Origin of the sequence: Rhodoplanes sp. SY1 (genome assembly GCF_046000175.1) — a bacterium.
Taxonomy (GTDB): Bacteria; Pseudomonadota; Alphaproteobacteria; order Rhizobiales; family Xanthobacteraceae; genus Rhodoplanes.
The window spans coordinates 1-16997 of sequence record NZ_JBEOMB010000034.1 but is presented as its reverse complement, the minus strand read 5'-3'; the positions used below and the strand labels follow the sequence as shown (position 1 = coordinate 16997).

At 70.5% G+C, this 16997-nt stretch carries 16 protein-coding genes; 3 read left to right on the top strand and 13 right to left on the bottom strand.

Annotated elements, in window-relative coordinates; translation table 11 throughout:
- Positions 1-46 precede the first annotated feature (46 nt).
- The 5 genes from purQ to purC all read right to left on the bottom strand — a co-directional run bounded on the left by purQ (position 47) and on the right by purC (position 3487).
- A complete protein-coding gene (gene purQ, locus ABTU92_RS10250; RefSeq protein WP_408090221.1) occupies positions 47-742 on the bottom strand; it encodes a phosphoribosylformylglycinamidine synthase subunit PurQ in 696 nt (231 codons plus the stop codon).
- Positions 743-775: 33 nt separating this feature from the next.
- Positions 776-1018, bottom strand: coding sequence for a phosphoribosylformylglycinamidine synthase subunit PurS (purS, locus tag ABTU92_RS10245; RefSeq protein ID WP_111358205.1), 243 nt, complete (start codon positions 1016-1018; stop codon positions 776-778).
- A 143-nt stretch (positions 1019-1161) separates the two neighbouring features.
- Positions 1162-1737 carry a Uma2 family endonuclease gene (locus ABTU92_RS10240; protein ID WP_408090219.1) on the bottom strand — a complete coding sequence of 192 codons (576 nt, stop codon included), beginning with the start codon at positions 1735-1737 and terminating at the stop codon, positions 1162-1164.
- Positions 1738-1755: 18 nt separating this feature from the next.
- Positions 1756-2334, bottom strand: coding sequence for a Uma2 family endonuclease (locus ABTU92_RS10235; protein WP_408090217.1), 579 nt, complete (start codon positions 2332-2334; stop codon positions 1756-1758).
- Between the two features lie 385 nt (positions 2335-2719).
- Entirely contained in the window at positions 2720-3487 is a 768-nt protein-coding gene (purC, locus tag ABTU92_RS10230; RefSeq protein ID WP_201160186.1) for a phosphoribosylaminoimidazolesuccinocarboxamide synthase, read from the bottom strand.
- Between the two features lie 439 nt (positions 3488-3926).
- Here purC and ABTU92_RS10225 point away from each other — a divergent pair, with 439 nt between their 5' ends.
- The gene (locus ABTU92_RS10225) at positions 3927-4247 is read left to right on the top strand and encodes a DUF1476 domain-containing protein (RefSeq protein ID WP_408090215.1); all 321 of its coding nucleotides are present in this window, start codon (positions 3927-3929) and stop codon (positions 4245-4247) included.
- A 159-nt stretch (positions 4248-4406) separates the two neighbouring features.
- Here the strand turns inward: ABTU92_RS10225 and ABTU92_RS10220 are convergent, their stop codons facing one another.
- The 4 genes from ABTU92_RS10220 to ABTU92_RS10205 form a co-directional block, all read right to left on the bottom strand.
- Positions 4407-4967 carry a cytochrome b gene (locus tag ABTU92_RS10220; protein WP_408090213.1) on the bottom strand — a complete coding sequence of 187 codons (561 nt, stop codon included), beginning with the start codon at positions 4965-4967 and terminating at the stop codon, positions 4407-4409.
- A 170-nt stretch (positions 4968-5137) separates the two neighbouring features.
- Positions 5138-6334: a TrmJ/YjtD family RNA methyltransferase gene (locus ABTU92_RS10215; RefSeq protein WP_408090211.1), complete on the bottom strand. Its 1197-nt coding sequence runs from the start codon at positions 6332-6334 to the stop codon at positions 5138-5140.
- A gap of 42 nt (positions 6335-6376) precedes the next feature.
- Positions 6377-6727, bottom strand: coding sequence for a YkgJ family cysteine cluster protein (locus tag ABTU92_RS10210; RefSeq protein WP_408090209.1), 351 nt, complete (start codon positions 6725-6727; stop codon positions 6377-6379).
- Positions 6728-6851: 124 nt separating this feature from the next.
- On the bottom strand, positions 6852-7061 hold the full coding sequence (locus ABTU92_RS10205) for a cold-shock protein (RefSeq protein ID WP_408090207.1): 210 nt from the start codon (positions 7059-7061) through the stop codon (positions 6852-6854).
- Between the two features lie 636 nt (positions 7062-7697).
- Here ABTU92_RS10205 and ABTU92_RS10200 point away from each other — a divergent pair.
- Positions 7698-9920, top strand: a complete 2223-nt coding sequence (locus tag ABTU92_RS10200; protein ID WP_408090205.1) for an NADP-dependent isocitrate dehydrogenase — start codon at positions 7698-7700, stop codon at positions 9918-9920.
- Between the two features lie 315 nt (positions 9921-10235).
- On the opposite strand, the gene ABTU92_RS10195 is transcribed toward ABTU92_RS10200, so the two are convergent.
- The 4 genes from ABTU92_RS10195 to ABTU92_RS10180 form a co-directional block, all read right to left on the bottom strand.
- Positions 10236-11474: a cyclic nucleotide-gated ion channel gene (locus ABTU92_RS10195; RefSeq protein ID WP_408090203.1), complete on the bottom strand. Its 1239-nt coding sequence runs from the start codon at positions 11472-11474 to the stop codon at positions 10236-10238.
- Between the two features lie 103 nt (positions 11475-11577).
- Entirely contained in the window at positions 11578-14235 is a 2658-nt protein-coding gene (gene alaS, locus ABTU92_RS10190; protein ID WP_408090201.1) for an alanine--tRNA ligase, read from the bottom strand.
- 146 nt (positions 14236-14381) lie between these two features.
- Positions 14382-16484, bottom strand: a complete 2103-nt coding sequence (locus ABTU92_RS10185; protein ID WP_408090199.1) for a hypothetical protein — start codon at positions 16482-16484, stop codon at positions 14382-14384.
- 130 nt (positions 16485-16614) lie between these two features.
- Positions 16615-16737: a hypothetical protein gene (locus tag ABTU92_RS10180; protein WP_408090197.1), complete on the bottom strand. Its 123-nt coding sequence runs from the start codon at positions 16735-16737 to the stop codon at positions 16615-16617.
- A 38-nt stretch (positions 16738-16775) separates the two neighbouring features.
- On the opposite strand from ABTU92_RS10180, the gene ABTU92_RS10175 reads away from it, so the two are divergent.
- Positions 16776-16997: hypothetical protein (locus tag ABTU92_RS10175; protein WP_408090195.1), on the top strand; the 222-nt coding region annotated here is incomplete at its 3' end.

The window sequence follows — 16997 nt, the reverse complement described above, 5'->3', positions numbered from 1 at the left end:
GGGCGCCTCGCCCCACCCGGCCGGCGCTCCGCCGGCCGGCGCGCCGTCAGGCGGCGAACTGCTGCCCGAGGCCGGCGAACAGTCCGCGCCCGTCGGTGCAGCCCATCGTGTCTTCGACGTGGTTCTCCGGGTGCGGCATCATGCCGAGCACGTTGCCGCGCGCGTTGAGGATGCCGGCGATCGCGTAGATCGACCCGTTCATGTTCCATTCGGGCGACAGGGCGCCGTCCGGCGTCGTGTAGCGGAACACGATCCGGCCCTCGCCCTCCAGCCGGGCGATGGTCTCCGAATCGGCCATGTAGTTGCCCTCGCCATGGGCGACCGGCACCCGGATCACCTGGCCGGCCTTGTAGCCGCGGGTGAAGGGCGTGTCGGCCCGCTCGACCCGGATGAAGGCGTCCTTGCAGATGAACTTCAGGCCGGCGTTGCGCATCAGCACGCCCGGCAGCAGCCCCGCCTCGCACAGGATCTGGAAGCCGTTGCAGACGCCGAGCACCAGGCCGCCGCGGGCCGCGTGGGCCCGCACCGCGTCCATCACCGGGGCGCGCGCCGCGATCGCCCCGCAGCGCAGGTAGTCGCCATAGGAGAAGCCGCCCGGCAGGACGACGAGATCGGTGCCGTCCGGCAGCGCCGTCTCGGTGTGCCAGACCATGGCGGTGTCGCTGCCGGCGCACAGGCGCAGGGCGCGCGCCATGTCGTGCTCGCGGTTGATGCCGGGGAAGACCAGGACGGCGGATTTCATGGGTGCGGCCTCGATCCGCGAGCGGCGTCGGCCTCAGCCGACGATCTCGACCCGGTAGTCCTCGATGACGGTGTTGGCGAGGAGGCGCTCGGCCGCCGCCTTCAGGGCCGCCTCGGCGCGGCCACGGTCGTCGCCCGGCACCTCGACGTCGAACACCTTGCCCTGGCGCACGCTCGCCACGCCGTCGATGCCGAGCGCCTTGAGGGCGCCCTCGATGGCCTTGCCCTGCGGATCGAGGACGCCTTGCTTCAAGGTGACGGTGACGCGGGCTTTCATGGGTCGCCTCGGGACTCGTGCTGTGCTGCGGCCCGGACGCATCCACGGGGTCCGGCTCACCCCGGGTGCTTAGGGTGAGGCGCCGCCGAGGTCAACCGCGCCCGCCCCACCCCTTCGGGCGAATCCGGCCATCGAGGGCCCGGCTACAGGCCGGTGTCCCGGTAGATTTCGGACAGCGGCAGGGTAACGCCGAGCGCCGGGAAGACCGCGGCATCGTCGCGGCCGGACAGGCGCTGCTCGGCGAAGCCGCTGTCCCGCGCGAAGACCACCACCTCGAAGGCATCCTGAGCGATCACGACATAGTGGGTGAGCGACGGCAGCGCCGTGTAGGCGTTGCGCTTCCAGCGCAGGTCGCGGTCGGCGGTCGTGGGCGACAGCACCTCGAAGGCGACCGTCGCGGCCTCGAGGTGCCGCGGGGGCAGATCGGCCGGGCGGACGGCCCCCGGCAGGATCAGGACATCGGGTTCCGGCCGGTTCAGATCCGAAATCCGCAGGCCGACCTCCGACAGCACGCGCCACGTCGCGCCGGGCGAGCGCTCGCGCGCCGTCAGCGCGAAGAGGAGGTTCTTGACGATCCACTGATGCATCGGGCTCGCCGCCGCGTTCATGACCGGCTCCCCCTCGATCAGCTCCCACCGCTCCTCGTCCGGGCGCGTGTCCGTGAAGGCATAAAACTCCTCCACGGTCATCGGCCCGGTGCTGATCCTGGGGATTCCCATCACGGCTCCTCGCGGCGATTAAAGGCCCGTGTCGCGATAGATCTCCGACAGCGGCAGCGCGATGCCCAGCGCAGGAAACACGATCGCGTCGTCGCGCCCCGCGAACCGCTGCTCGACGAAGCCGGTGTCGCGGGCGAAGACCACGACCTCCCGGGCCGTCTGGGCGACCACCACGTAATGGGTGAGCGAGGCGAGCGACGTGTAGGCCTCGCGCTTCCAGCGCAGATCCCGGTCGGCCGTGGAGGGCGACAGGACCTCGAAGACGACGAGGACGTCGTCGCGGTCGCGCAGCGCCGGATCGAGCGGCGGCGGCAGCTTGGGCAGGATCAGCACGTCCGGCTCGGGCCGGCTGATGTTGGAGATGCGCACGCCGAGGCCGGGCAGGACCTCCCACGGCGTGTTGTCGCGCTCGAACTGCCGGTTGCCCAGCGCAATGGTGAGATTCCTGACGATCCGCTGGTGCGGAGGACCGGGTGACGCCTGCAAGACGAACTCCCCCTCGATCAGCTCCCACTTCTCCTCGTCCGGCTGGCGGTCGGTGAAGTCGTAGAACTCCGCGATGGTCTGCGGCACGGTGCTGATTCTCGGAACACCCATCGCGGCTCCTCCGACGTCCCGGCCGACGGCTGCTCCCCGTCTCGCCTGCCCGGAAAGATAAGCCCTCACCGGCCGAAGCTCCAGCCGGGGCCGGGAGCACTCGACCGGCCCCGGCAAGCGGTGCCCCGGACGCCGTGTCGCGGGCCCGTCCTCTCGACGGGCGGTCGCCGCTGCCCCACATCAGGGACGTGCGACGGCCTTTTGGGGGCAGACGATGGGTTCGCCGCAGACACAACAGATGGCCCAGCCAGGACCGGCCCGGACAGGCGCTCGAACGACCGGGTCGCCCCTCGCCCGCAAAACGAAAAACGCCGCGCGACACTTCGCACGGCGTTTTCGTTGTCGGCGACCTGGGCGGCGGGCGGAAGGCCCGGCCGAAACCGTGTCAGCCCTTCACCAGCACCGGGCCGTTGCCGATCGGGCGCTCGTTCTCGCTCATGATGCCGAGCCGGCGCGCCACCTCGGTATAGGCCTCGAGCAGGCCGCCGAGATCGCGGCGGAAGCGGTCCTTGTCGAGCTTCTCGTTCGACTTGATGTCCCACAGGCGGCAGGAGTCGGGCGAGATCTCGTCGGCAACGACGATCCGCATCATGTCGTTCTCCCACAGCCGGCCGCACTCCATCTTGAAGTCGACCAGACGGATGCCGACGCCGAGGAAGAGGCCGCACAGGAAGTCGTTGACGCGGATCGCCAACGCCATGATGTCGTCGATCTCCTGGGGCGTCGCCCAGCCGAACGCCGTGATGTGCTCCTCCGACACCATCGGGTCGCCGAGCGCGTCGTTCTTGTAATAGAACTCGATGATCGAGCGCGGCAGCTGCGTGCCTTCCTCGATGCCGAGGCGCTGCGACAGCGAGCCCGCGGCGACGTTACGCACCACCACCTCGAGCGGGATGATCTCGACCTCGCGGATGAGCTGCTCGCGCATGTTCAGGCGGCGGATGAAATGCGTCGGCACCCCGATGTCGTTCAAGTGCTGGAACAGGTACTCGGAGATGCGGTTGTTCAGCACACCCTTCCCTTCGATCACCTGATGCTTCTTGGCGTTGAAGGCGGTGGCGTCGTCCTTGAAGTGCTGGATCAACGTTCCCGGCTCCGGGCCCTCGTAGAGGACCTTCGCCTTGCCTTCGTAGATGCGGCGGCGGCGGCTCATGGGGGTGTACCGTGGCTTGAGAAAATCCATAGGGATGCCGTGGCTCCGAGTTCCGGGTTCAAGGCCCGCGGCGTCGTCGAGATACGCAAGACAGAGTTACGCGAGACAGAGTTGAGCAGGACGGTTACGCGAGACGGAGTTGCGCGAGACAGCGACCGCGACGACAGCACGACACGGACTCGCGCGCGCTCGTCGCGATTCCAGCGGACCGTATCCGAAGGGGGCGGCGAGCACAATCGACATAGACCGCCGGGGCGGGCCGTGCAATGAGGACTTGTGCGAGCGCAAGCCTGCTATTGACCGTCCCGGGACGGTATGCAAGCCGCGATTGCGACCGAATTCCGGCGGGATTCTCCGCCGCCACGACCACGCGGCGAGGACCTGCACAGGACGGCAACCGAGCACGAGATCAATCGAGCACCAAGGCAAGAGGGACGCCATGACGTTCGACGACCGCGAGAAGACCCACGAGAAGAAGTTCGCCCACGACGCCGAGCTGCAGTTCAAGGCCACGGCCCGCCGCAACAAGATGCTCGGACTGTGGGCCGCCGAGAAGCTCGGCCTGACCGGTGCCGAGGCCGAGGCCTACGCCAAGGAGGTGGTGGTCGCCGACTTCGAGACGCCCGGCGAGGAGGACGTCTTCCAGAAGGTGCGCAAGGATTTCGACGCCAAGGGCGTGCATCAGTCGGATCACCAGATCCGCCGCACCATGCTGGAGCTGATGGACCAGGCGATCGAGGCCGTGAAGGCCGCCAAGTAGCGCGCACGGCGCCGGGCCGCAGTGGGCCGGCACGATCGTTCATGCATTCATGCGACGAGAAAGGCGCTCCGCCGGGCCGGCGAAGCGCCTTTTTTCGTCGCCGCGATCAACTGGCCGCGATCAACTGGCCGCGATCGACTGGCCGCGGCCGCCGTGCCGTCACGGCCGCTCGGGCGCCGGCCCGATCATCCGCCGCAGCGTCGGGTCGCGGAACACGAAATGATGCACCAGCGCCACGGCCGCATGCAGGAACGCGAACAGCATCAGGGCCTGGGCCAGGAGCCCGTGCCACGGCTTGAGCATGTTGGCGAGGTCGCGGTCCACCGCCATCGGCGAGGCGATCTCCGCGAGCCCGAACAGCGGCAGCGGCCGGCCGCGCGCGAACACGATGGCGATGCCGATCAGCGGCACGGCGAGCAGCAGGATGTAGCTGATCCCGTGCGCCGCGGCGGCGCCGATCTCGCCCATGCGGCCGAGCGGAGTCTTGGGCATCGGCGGCGCCGGGTCGGCGAGACGCCAGGCGACCCGCGCGGCGAGCAGGGCGAGCACGGCGAGGCCGAGATTGAAGTGCACGAACATCGCGGTCGCCCGCGCCGCGCCCTCCGGCAGCTCGCCCCGGAACATGCCGATCGCCCACGCGGCGATCACGCAGATCACCGTGAGCCAGTGGAACAGGCGCGCCATCGCGCCGTAGGCCTCGTAGGAATTGCGCAGAGCCATGGCAATCGACCTCGTGTCTCGCAAGCTCGTGACCGGCCTCGCGGCCGGCATTCATAGCGGGATATGAATGCGTCGATATGCGCCGCCGGTGGCGCCCCCGCCTTGATGCAGAGCAAGGCGACGATGCTCCCCGCCGGCCGGGCGGCCGTCACCCGCCGGTCACCCGCCGGTCACAGGCCCAGCAGGGTCGCGAGCGTCGCCAGGGCGGCGCGCGGATCGGCTTCGACCGCGGCGGCGTCGAGCGGCACGACGCGGTACTCGCGGTCGGCGAGCCAGGCGCGCTTGTCGGCGCGACTCTTCGCCGCCTCGGGCTCCTCCGCGGCCGGCGCGATGTCGACCACGACGCGCAGCGGGAACGAGACGAGATCGGCGATGTGCGGGCCGACCGGCACCTGCCGCTTGAAGCCGCAGCCGGCGAAGCGGCGATCAGCGACCAGCACGGCCCACAAGGCGCGCTCCGCCTCGGTCGGATTGCGGCGCAGGAGCCGCGACAGGCCGCGCACCGGGCCGCGCTCCGACGGCACCCGGCCGTCGCCGTGCTCGGCCAGCAGCTTGCGCAGCAGCGACGCCTCGTCCCCGTCCAGGACTCCCCCACGTGCGGGACCCTTGCGGCCTTCGGCGATCGCCAGGATCACGCCGTGCAGGGTCTGGATATCCTGCCGGCTCGGCTGCATGCGGGAGAAGATGTTGCGCAGGTTGACCGTCATGGTCTCGCGCTTCTCCGGCGGCCGGAAGAACTCGACCTTCTCCAGCTCGCGCTCGAGATTGGTGAAGAAGGCGTGAATCTGCTCCTTCGGCGCTGGGCCGGAGCGCACCGGCATGCCGAACGGCAGACCGGTGCCGGCGTGCTTGAACCACTCGTAGGCGACGAGCGCCACCGCCTGGGCGAGGTTGAGCGAGGCGAAGGCCGGATTCACCGGGAACGTCACGATCGCGTCGGCGAGGCCGACCTCGTCGTTCTCCAGCCCGTTGCGCTCGCGGCCGAACACCACGGCCGTGGTCTCGCCGCCGGCGACCAGCGGCACGAGCTGCGAGGCGACCGCCTCGGGCGACACCACGGGCTTGGCCTGATCGTGGCCGCGTGCCGTGCAGGCGGCGACGAACGTGCAGTCGGCGATCGCCGCCTTCAGGTCGGGGAAGAGCTGCGCCTCGTCGAGCACCCGGTCGGCGCCGGCCGCCATCATCCGGGCCTTGTCGTTCGGCCAGCCCTGCCGGGGTGCCACGAGGCGCAGCCGGGCGAGGCCGAAATTCGCCATCACGCGCGCGGCCGCGCCGATGTTCTCGCCGATCTGCGGCTCGACCAGCACGATCACGGGGCCCGGGGCGACCACCCAGGTCTTGGTCTTGTCGGTTCCGGCGCCGGGCATTTTTTCGGAGCGTCTCGTATAGGTCGACGGGGGCGCGGACCACTAGCCGATCGGGCTTTCGCTGTCGACCACGGTGGGCAACCCCCAGCGCGCGCGGGCGATCAGGCATTCGGGATCGCCCGGCTGGCACTCGCGGCAGACCAGGGGCCGCACCGCATAGACGGCGCAGGCCGTGAAGGTGCCGACCACGCCGGCCAGCGCCGTGCAGCGGTCGTCCACGCTGCGCATCCGGCCGGCGGCGTCGTCGACATGGGCGGCCGGGATGCGGGCGATCTCCTCCTCGCTCTCCAGCGAGAAGCGCGGCCACTCGGCCGAGGTGGCGCAGCACGCCCCACAGGCCTGGCACGACCAGTCGGGGCGCTCGGCCGGAGGGTTCTCGTCGATGTCGATCACGCGAAAAGCCCGAAAAGCCACCCGAAAAATGCGAAAGCCGCCCCGAAGGGCGGCTCCCTTTAGCGCGTGCCGCGGGCGGCGTCGAAGCGACAGGCGCTCGGACAGGCCTCGCGACCGGATCCGATCACGCGGCCTGGATGGTGCCGACGGCGATCTTGCCGGTGCGGCGGTCGGCCTGGGTGTCGAACTCGACCTTCTGGCCCTCGTGCAGGCTGCGCATGCCGGCGCGCTCGAGCGCGGTCGCGTGGACGAACACGTCCTTGCCGCCGTCGTCCGGAGCGATGAAGCCGTAGCCCTTCTGGTCGTTGTAGAACTTCACGGTGCCCTTGGTCATGGGACCATTCCTTCGTCTTGCGTATGCAGGTGGACCGTGCACATGCGAGCATGCACCGGTCCGGCGTCTCGATCTTTGGAGAGAGTCTGAACGTCGCCCGCAGTCCGCGAAGGCGAAACGGCCCGATTGTCCGGCCAAATGTCGATGCGATGCATATACACGTCCAGACCGGACGGCACAAGCCGAGGTCGAAAGATTCAGGGCGCCTCGCCGCATAATTGTTGCACGCGCCATCTGCACTCGCGGACCGCCAAAGGGTTCGAGGCGAGCCGTGTGCGGAGCGAAGCTGCGAACCATGAATTCAATTACAACTCGATGAACCGTCTTCTGAATTCTCTCCAACCCTCACCTGCTGCAGCGGTTCGACGAGGGTGGAACCGTCCTGCGAATCTCGCTTCACATTTCCAAATCCCGGCTTTCACAGCAGTGTCGTGGATGCTATACGGCGCCCGCTGAAGGGGGCGCACGGCCCCCCGGCCGGACGTCCTGCGGCGGCGTGGCGCTTCGGGACGCGGCGTCGAGAGCCATTCCTGCGAAGGCGCGAGGGCGACGCAGACCCCCGCACCCTCACTGTTCCGCTTCCGCTCGGCCAACTCCCGCTCGGCCTGACCCAGGGCGACGACCAGAGGTGCAAGCATGCCCAATCTCGAAATCATGTGGACGAAGGTCGACGAAGCCCCGGCGCTCGCGACCTACTCGCTGCTGCCGATCGTCGAAGCCTTCGTCGGCGCGGCGGGCGTGTCGATGACCCTCAAGGACATCTCGCTCGCCGGCCGCATCATCGCCGCCTTCCCCGAGAAGCTGACGCCCGCGCAGCGGATCGCCGACGAACTCGCCGAGCTCGGCGAGCTCGCGACCAAGCCGGAAGCCAACATCATCAAGCTGCCAAACATCTCGGCCTCGATCCCGCAGCTGAAAGCCGCGATCAAGGAGCTGCAGGGCAAGGGCTACGACATCCCGGACTATCCGGACAACCCGACGACCGACGCCGAGAAGGAGATCAAGGCGCGCTACGCCAAGGTGTTCGGCAGCGTCGTCAACCCGGTGCTGCGCGAGGGCAATTCGGACCGCCGCGCCGCCGGCGCCGTCAAGCAGTACGCCCGCAAGCATCCGCACAAGATGGGCGCCTGGTCGCCCGACTCGAAGTCGCACGTCGCCACCATGCCGGCCGGCGACTATTACGGCTCGGAGGTCTCGACCACGGTCGCCAAGGCGACCAACGCCCGCATCGAGCTTCACGGCAAGGACGGCGCCGTCACGGTGCTGAAGGCCAAGACGCCGCTGCAGGCCGGTGAGATCATCGACGCCGCCGTGATGAGCCGCAAGGCGCTGCGCGCCTTCTTCGCCGAGCAGATCGAGGACGCGAAGCAGAAGGGCGTGCTGTTCTCGCTGCACGTCAAGGCGACGATGATGAAGATCTCCGATCCGATCATCTTCGGCCACGCCGTGTCCGAGTTCTTCGCCGACACGCTCGCCAAGCACGCCGCCACGTTCAAGACGCTCGGCGTCAATCTGAACAACGGCTTCGGCGACCTGCTCGCCAAGGTCGCGACGCTGCCGGACGCCGAGAAGCTCGCCATCGCGGCCGACATCGCCGCCGAGTACGCCAAGCGCCCCGGCCTCGCGATGGTGAACTCCGACAAGGGCATCACCAATCTGCATGTGCCGTCCGACGTGATCGTCGACGCGTCCATGCCGGCGATGATCCGCGACTCGGGCCGCATGTGGGGCCCGGACGGCAAGCTGCACGACACCAAGGCCGTGATCCCGGACCGCAGCTACGCGACGCTGTACCAGGCCGTGATCGACGACTGCAAGGCAAACGGCGCCTTCGATCCCAAGACCATGGGCTCGGTGCCGAATGTCGGCCTGATGGCCCAGAAGGCCGAGGAGTACGGCTCGCACGACAAGACCTTCGAGATCCCGGCCGACGGCACGGTCCGGGTGGTCGCCGAGGACGGCACCGTGCTGCTCGAGCGGCCGGTCGAGACCGGCGACATCTTCCGCATGTGCGAGGTGCGCGACGCGCCGATCCGCGACTGGGTGAAGCTCGGCGTGCGCCGCGCCCGCCTCACCAACACGCCGGCCGTGTTCTGGCTCGACAAGAACCGCGCCCACGACGCCCAGGTCATCGCCAAGGTCGAGACGTACCTGAAGGACGAGGACACGTCGGGCCTCGACATCCGCATCCTGCCGCCTGTCGAGGCGATGAAGTTCTCGCTCGGGCGCATCCGCAAGGGCGAGGACACGATCTCGGTCACCGGCAACGTGCTGCGCGACTACCTGACCGACCTGTTCCCGATCATGGAGCTCGGCACCTCGGCCAAGATGCTGTCGATCGTCCCGCTCCTGGCGGGGGGCGGCCTGTTCGAGACCGGCGCCGGTGGCTCGGCGCCCAAGCACGTCCAGCAGTTCCAGGAGGAGGGCTACCTGCGCTGGGATTCGCTCGGCGAGTTCCTGGCGCTCGGCGCCTCGCTCGAGCATCTGGCGCAGACCTTCAAGAACGCCAAGGCGCAGGTGCTGGCCGACACGCTCGACACGGCGATCGCCAAGTTCCTCGACAACAACCGCAACCCGGCCCGCAAGGTCGGCGAGATCGACAATCGCGGCAGCCACTTCTACCTCGCCCTCTACTGGGCGCAGGCGCTCGCCGCGCAGACCAAGGACGCCGCGCTCGCGGCCCGCTTCAAGCCGCTGGCCGAGACGCTCGCCGAGAACGAGGCGACGATCAACGCCGAGCTGATCGCCGCGCAGGGCAAGCCGGTCGACACCGGCGGCTACTACCTGCCGAACGACGCCAAGACGTCGGCCGCGATGCGGCCGAGCGCGACCCTCAACAAGGCGCTGGCCGCGCTCTGACGATCGCTGTCATTCCAGGGCGCGGCGCAGCTGCGAACCCGGAATCCAGCCGAGCTGATCAGCCGGTCGCATCGAAGTAAAAAGGGCGTGCTTCGGCACGCCCTTTTTGTCTTTGCGATCAGCTCGTCTTTGCGGACAGCGCCGAACGGCCCGCCCTCGAACAGGATCGGTCCTCATGGTGAGGAGCGATCCGAAGGATCGCGTCTCGAACCATGCGGCCACCGGTGCGTGGCCGCCCTCGCCCTTCGAGACGCCCGCTGCGCGGGCTCCTCAGGGTGAGGGCGAAGCGAGGCCGGCGCGATCGCGCGCACCTCTTCACTCCTTCGCCGGGGTGCGCTCCTGGCCTTGCGCGATCTCCTCGCCGACGAGGTCGCCGCGCTTGCCGACGATGTCGGCGCCGACCCGCTCGCGCACCACCTCGTGGATGCGGTCGGCGAGCCGCGGGTCGCGGTCCATCAGGCGGCGCAGGTCGCCGCCGTCCAGCACCAGGAGGTCGGCGCGGGTGAGCGCCGTGACGGTCGCCGAGCGGTGGGCGCGGCGCAACAGCGCGATCTCGCCGAAGAAGTGCCCGACGCCGAGCGTGATGTGGCGGCCCTTGAGGTCGATGTCGACGGCGCCGCGGGCGATGAAATACATCGAGTGCGCCGGATCGCCGACCCGCACGATCACGTCGCCGGCGTCGACCGTCTGGGCGCGCAGGAACCGCATGATGTCGGCGATCGCGGCGGCGTCGAGCCCGGCGAACAGCGGCACGCGCGCCACCATGCCCCAGGTGACGACGAAGTCACGCCGGTGGATCTCCTCGGCGAAGGCGGTGGCGATGATGCCGACCGGCATCGCCACCATGGCCATCGCCATCAGCACGGTGGCGCCGGCGATCAGCTTGCCGAGCGCCGTCACCGGCACCACGTCGCCGTAGCCGATGGTGCCGAGCGTCACCACGGCCCACCAGATGGCGTCCGGGATGGTGCCGAGCCGGTCGGGCTGGATGTGGCGCTCGGCCAGATACATCAGCACGGCCGCGAACAGCGTGGCGCCGAAGAAGACGACCAGGCAGGCGGCGAGCGCCCGGCGCTCGTTGTAGAGCGCGTCGAGCAGCGAGCGCATGCCGGGCGAGTAGCGGGTCAGCTTGAGGAAACGCACCACCCGGAAGATCAGCACGACGCGCAGATCCTCCGGCACGGCGAAGATGAACCAGAACGGCAGCACGGCGAGCAGGTCGACGATGCCGACCATCGAGGTCATGTAGCGCCGGCGCGCCTGCCAGGGCGACAGCGCCCGGGTCAGCGCGTTCTCGGGCGCCGTCCAGATGCGCAGGCCGTACTCGGCCGAGAAGACGACGAGCGAGACGATCTCGATCGCCACGAAGGCGGCGTGCCAGCGCGCGTCGATCTCCGGCACCGACTCCAGCACGACGCCGACGATGTTGAGCAGGATCAGCCCGATCAGGACGCGGTCGACCAATCGGCTCGCATGCTCGGCGCCGACGCCGTGGTCGAGGATCTCGCCGACCCGCCGTCTCAGCTCGACCGCACGCTTGGCATGCGCCCGCATGGTGCGCTCCTCCCGCGGAGGGTCACCGTAGCGGAGCGACGTTACCGCGGCCTTGCGTCACCTCAAGCTACGGTGCCGCCGGCTCTCCGTCACCCTGTCGGCTTCACCCCTGCCCGATCGCCGCCGCGATCGCCTCGAGCGCCGCGTCGGCCTTGGCGCCGTCCGGGCCACCGGCCTGGGCCATGTCGGGACGGCCGCCGCCGCCCTTGCCGCCCAGCGCCTCGGCGCCTTTCTTCACCAGGTCGACGGCGCTGAAGCGGCCGGTCAGATCCGCCGTGACGCCGACCACCAGACCGGCCTTGCCGTCGGCCGTCACGCCGACGATCGCCACCACGCCGGAGCCGACCTGCTTCTTGCCGTCGTCGGCGAGGCTTTTCAGATCCTTGATCTCGATGCCGGAGACGGCGCGGGCGAGCAGCTTGACGCCGCCGACCTCGCGCAACCCGTCCGGCGCCCCCGAGACGTTTCCGCCGCCGCCCATGGCGAGCTTGCGGCGCGCATCCGCAAGGTCGCGCTCGAGCTGCTTCTTGTCGTCGATGAGCTTCTGGACCTGCTCCTCGACCTGGGCCGGCTGCACCCGGATCAGCTGGCCGAGCGCGGCGACGCGACGGTCGGCCTCGCTCAGGCGGCGGCGCGCGGCCGCACCCGTCATCGCCTCGATGCGGCGCACGCCGGCGGCGACGCCCGCCTCCTGGTCGATATAGACGAGGCCGATATCGCCGGTGCGCTTCACATGGGTGCCGCCGCACAGCTCGACGGACCAGCCGAGCGCGTTGGACGCCTCGCCCATCGCGACCACCCGCACCTCGTCGCCGTACTTCTCGCCGAACAGCGCCCGCGCCCCGGACGCGATCGCGTCGTCCACGGCCATCAGGCGGGTCACGACGGGCGTGTTCTCCAGCACCTGCGTGTTGGCGATCTCCTCGACGCGGGCGATCTCCTCGTCCGACATCTTCTTGGGGTGCGAGAAGTCGAAGCGCAGCCGGTCGGGCGCCACCATCGAGCCCTTCTGGGCGACGTGATCGCCGAGCACCAGGCGCAGCGCCTCGTGCAGCAGATGGGTGGCGGAGTGGTTGCGGCGGATGTCGGAGCGGCGGGCGTGATCGACCTCGAGGGCGAGCGCCTGGCCGGGCTTCAGCGTGCCCTCCTCCACGGTGCCGGTGTGGACGAAGAGATCGCCGGCCTTCTTGTTGGTGCCGGTGACGCGGAAGCGCACGCCGTCCGCGACCATCACGCCGGTGTCGCCGACCTGGCCACCGGACTCGCCGTAGAACGGCGTCTGGTTGAGGATGACGGCGCCGGTCTCGCCGGCCTTCAGGGCGGTCGCCTGCACGCCGTCCTTCACCAGCGCCAGGACCTCGCCCTCGGCCGTCTCGGTCTCGTAGCCCAAAAACTCGGTGGCGCCGAGGTTTTCGCGCAGCGCGAACCAGACGGTCTCGGTCGCCGCCTCGCCGGAGCCGGCCCAGCTCGCCCGCGCCTTGGCGCGCTGCTGCTCCATGGCGGCGGCGAAGCCGGCCGTGTCGACCTCGACGCCGCGCGACTTGAGCGCGTCCTGGGTGAGGTCGAGCGGGAAGCCGTAGGTGTCGTAGAGCGTGAAGGCGACCTCGCCTTTCAGCTTGTCGCCGCGGGTCAGGTCGCGCGCCTCGTCCTCGAGGATCGCGAGGCCGCGCTCCAAGGTCTTGCGGAAGCGCGTCTCCTCCAGCCGCAGCGTCTCGCCGATCAGCGGCTCGGCCCGCACCAGCTCCGGATAGGCCTGGCCCATCTCGCGCACCAGCGTGGGCACCAGCTTCCACATCAGTGGCTCGCGGGCGCCCAAAAGCTCGGCGTGCCGCATGGCGCGGCGCATGATGCGGCGGAGCACGTAGCCGCGGCCCTCGTTCGACGGCAGCACGCCGTCGGCGATCAGGAACGAGGAGGCGCGCAGATGGTCGGCGATGACCCGGTGCGAGGCCTTCATGGGGCCGTCGGCGTCGACGCCGGTGCGGTCGACGACGGCCTGGATCAGCGCCCCGAACAGGTCGATCGAATAATTGTCGTGGGTGCCCTGCAGCACCGCGGCGATGCGCTCGAGGCCCATGCCGGTGTCGATCGACGGCCGCGGCAGCGCGATGCGCTCGCCCGAGGGGAGCTGCTCGTACTGCATGAACACGAGATTCCAGATCTCGATGAAGCGGTCGCCGTCCGCGTCGGCCGATCCGGGCGGGCCGCCCGGGATGTGCTCGCCGTGGTCGTAGAAAATCTCCGAGCACGGGCCGCACGGGCCGGTGTCGCCCATCTGCCAGAAATTGTCCGAGGTGCCGATGCGGATGATCCGGCTGTCGGGCAGGCCGGCGATCTTCTTCCACAGGTCGAAGGCGTCGTCGTCGTCGGCATAGACCGTGACGGTCAGCCGCTCGGCCGGCAGGCCGTATTCCTTGGTGACCAGGTTCCAGGCCAGCTCGATGGCGCGGTCCTTAAAATAGTCGCCGAAGGAGAAGTTCCCCAGCATCTCGAAGAAGGTGTGGTGGCGCGCCGTGTACCCGACATTGTCGAGGTCGTTGTGCTTGCCGCCCGCCCGCACGCATTTCTGCGAGGTCGCGGCCTGGCTGTAGGGCCGCTTCTCCAGGCCGGTGAAGACGTTCTTGAACTGCACCATCCCGGCATTGGTGAACATCAAGGTCGGGTCGTTGCGCGGGACGAGCGGCGAGGACGGCACCACCGCGTGGCCGTTCTTCGCGAAGAAGTTCAAGAACGCAGACCGGATGTCGTTGACGCCGCTCATCGAAGCTCTGTTCCTGGTGCGCGCGACCGCGCCTCCCCGGGCGAGCTAAGCGACGGTCCTGCCTCTCTAATTCACGGCCGTTTTAGCGGTGCGGCTCTGGGCTGTCCAGAACGCCCGTACTTGCCCTGACGGCGGGGCGCGCCGGATCAGTCCGGCAGGGTCTGCACGGGGTTGCGGACCGGGTTCTGCCGGGCTGGCGCCGGGGGCGCCCCGGCGCTCGGCACGCCACCGCTCGGCACGGTCGAGACCGGCGACCGCCCGGCCGGCCGCGGCGTCCCTGGGGCGGGGCGGGCCGGTGTATCGCGGCGCTCCCACACCGCGACCGAGCCGGCGAAGTCCGGGACCTCGGTGCGCCCCACGGGGACGAAGCGGCTCTGCTGGGCGAGCGCGTCGAGGAGGCCCGCCGCGTCCGCATAGGCGATCCCCGGCGCCGTCCAGGGCGCGTCGGGGGCGTCGATGACCACCACGCGGGTGGACGGCGTCTCGGCCAGATAGGCCGCCATGGCACGGCGGTGGGCCTCGCGCGACGCATTCGCCGGCGGCCGCGGCCCGTCGACCGGCACGGCGCAACCGCAGCGGGCGCGCGCCGCCCAGGCGAGGAAATCGGTCGCGCGGCCGAACGTCGTCGCGACGCCGATCGCCGGGGCGCCGTCGAGCAGCGGCAGCGCCGGCTGCACCAGGAGGAGCTGGCTCGGGCCGTCCGGCGTGCGGCCGGCGGCGGCGCGGGCGGCCGCGCCGGTCGAGGGCGCCGGGTACGCCAGCGCGACCAGGAGGGCGGCGACGGCACCGAGCGCGACCACGGCCCGGACGAGGGTGAGCCGGGCCGGCGTCACCGCGCCGACCAGGGTGGCGGCGCCGGCCCCCGCCCCGATCCACACCGTGGCGACGAACGGCGCGAGGAAGCGGCCCTCGTGACCTGGATAGAGGACGACGGCGATCGCCCCGACCAGCGCCAGGACGAAGACCGGCCGCAGGCCGACCGGGATCAGGTGGACCCGGACGAGCGCGACGGCGAACAGCGCCGCGGCGGCGAGCCCGATCCACGGCGAGGCGTGATAGGCGTCGAGAAAGACGTCCCGGTAGAACACGAGCCCCTGAAGCGGGTCGAGCCGGCCGGCCAGGAGGTCGGCGACCCGGCCGACGCCCCCTGCCCCGGGCATCCATCCCGGGACCAGGAACGAGATCGCCACCGGCATCACGTGCCACACCAGGACCGCATGGGCCGGCGCGCCGAGCGCCGGGCCGAGGCGGTCGCGCTCGCGGCGCCAGCCGAGCAGGAGGCGCAGGAGAAGCAGCGCGTAGGCGAGCGTGATCAGAGGGCCGGGCGGGTAGAGCGAGAGGCTGCGGCTATACAGGGTGATCGCGGGGGGGCGCGTCCACAGGATGGCGGCGATCGCGGCGACGACGACCAGGAAGACGATCAGCACCGGGTCGCGCCACAGCGGCCCGGTGCGGGCGGCGCTGCGCAGCGAATCGGCGAGCGCGCCGGCGAAACGGCGCACCGCGCCCGCATGGGCGACCACCGCACAGAGCGCGAGCGTCACGACGACCAGGGCCCAAGCGGCGTGCTGGTGGAAGAACAGCAGCGTCAGCACCACGCCGAGGAGCCGCCAGCGGCCGGTGTCGGCCGGTGCCTCCTCGGCGCGCGCATAGGTGAGCAGCGCGGCCGCGGTCAGGGCCGCGCCCAGCCCCTCCAGCATCACGTCGGAGCCGAGCAGCGCGAAGGCGGGGCTCGCCAGCGTCAGCGCCGCCGCGATCGCCGCCGCCGTGATGCCGCGGATCGCGTCGGGGAACAGGTTGCGCGCCAGCACGGCCGCGAGCACCGCGGTCGCCGCCCAGCCGGCGAGGCTCGGCAGGATGCCAAGTCTTTCGTCGAGCCCCCCGACGAGCAGCACCCCGGACAGGATCAGGCCGTGCAGCGGCGGCCAGACGGCCTTCCACACATGATCGAGGACGGCGAGCGGATCGAGACTGCGCAGCGCGATCGCGAGATCGAGGCCGAAGCCGAAATGGCCGTTGCGATCGTGCAGGGGATTCGTCCACAGCAGGTCGGGATCGGCCCGATAGGCCGTGAACAGGGTGGTCGCGATCATGGCGGCCAGGAACGCCGTCACGGCCGCGACGGCGAAGTCGATCCAGCCCGGCGCGGTGCCGCCGGCGCGCGCCGCCGGCGCACGAGACGAGCGCCGCGCCGGCCCGGTCGCGCCGCCGCCCGGACCGGCGACCGGCGGGGCCGTACGTGTGGTCACCGATCGCTCCTCGTCGTGAATGCAGCTCGCCCATAGCAGAGCGGGCCCGCGGGCGCGCCGGCTTTCCGGCTCCATGAACAGGAAATGCGGCGGCCGCGGCGACCGGCCCCCGACGCTGCGCGACGGCGGATCATCGGCGCTCCCACACCGACACGGTGGCGCCGAAGTCCGGCACGACGACGCGTCCGCGCGGGACGAACCGGGTCTGCGTCGCCATCGCCTCGGCGATGCCGGCGAAGCCCGGCTCGTGCACGGCGAGCGCGGCGGCCGGGATGTCGGCGACGAGCCGGCGTGGCGGCGAGCCATCCGGCGACCTCGCGGGCGACGGCCTCGCGCGAGGTTCCGGCCGTCATCCACGGGGTGTCGACCGGAAGGGCGCAACGGCAGGCGACCCGCACGGCCCAGGCGAAGAACGGGGTCCGCCCGGAGGTGGCGACGACGCCGACCATGCGGGCCCCGGCGAGCTCGGGCCGCAGCGGCGTCACGAGAGCGAGCGTCGACGGGCCGGGCCGG

Coding starts and splice junctions, on each gene's coding strand:
- ABTU92_RS10235 (WP_408090217.1), bottom strand. CDS start 2,334: ATGGGTGTTCCGAGAATCAGCACCGTGCCGCAGACCATCGCGGAGTTC.
- purQ (WP_408090221.1), bottom strand. CDS start 742: ATGAAATCCGCCGTCCTGGTCTTCCCCGGCATCAACCGCGAGCACGAC.
- purC (WP_201160186.1), bottom strand. CDS start 3,487: ATGAGCCGCCGCCGCCGCATCTACGAAGGCAAGGCGAAGGTCCTCTAC.
- ABTU92_RS10220 (WP_408090213.1), bottom strand. CDS start 4,967: ATGGCTCTGCGCAATTCCTACGAGGCCTACGGCGCGATGGCGCGCCTG.
- alaS (WP_408090201.1), bottom strand. CDS start 14,235: ATGAGCGGCGTCAACGACATCCGGTCTGCGTTCTTGAACTTCTTCGCG.
- ABTU92_RS10205 (WP_408090207.1), bottom strand. CDS start 7,061: ATGACCAAGGGCACCGTGAAGTTCTACAACGACCAGAAGGGCTACGGC.
- ABTU92_RS10215 (WP_408090211.1), bottom strand. CDS start 6,334: ATGCCCGGCGCCGGAACCGACAAGACCAAGACCTGGGTGGTCGCCCCG.
- ABTU92_RS10225 (WP_408090215.1), top strand. CDS start 3,927: ATGACGTTCGACGACCGCGAGAAGACCCACGAGAAGAAGTTCGCCCAC.
- ABTU92_RS10195 (WP_408090203.1), bottom strand. CDS start 11,474: ATGCGGGCGCATGCCAAGCGTGCGGTCGAGCTGAGACGGCGGGTCGGC.
- purS (WP_111358205.1), bottom strand. CDS start 1,018: ATGAAAGCCCGCGTCACCGTCACCTTGAAGCAAGGCGTCCTCGATCCG.
- ABTU92_RS10200 (WP_408090205.1), top strand. CDS start 7,698: ATGCCCAATCTCGAAATCATGTGGACGAAGGTCGACGAAGCCCCGGCG.
- ABTU92_RS10240 (WP_408090219.1), bottom strand. CDS start 1,737: ATGGGAATCCCCAGGATCAGCACCGGGCCGATGACCGTGGAGGAGTTT.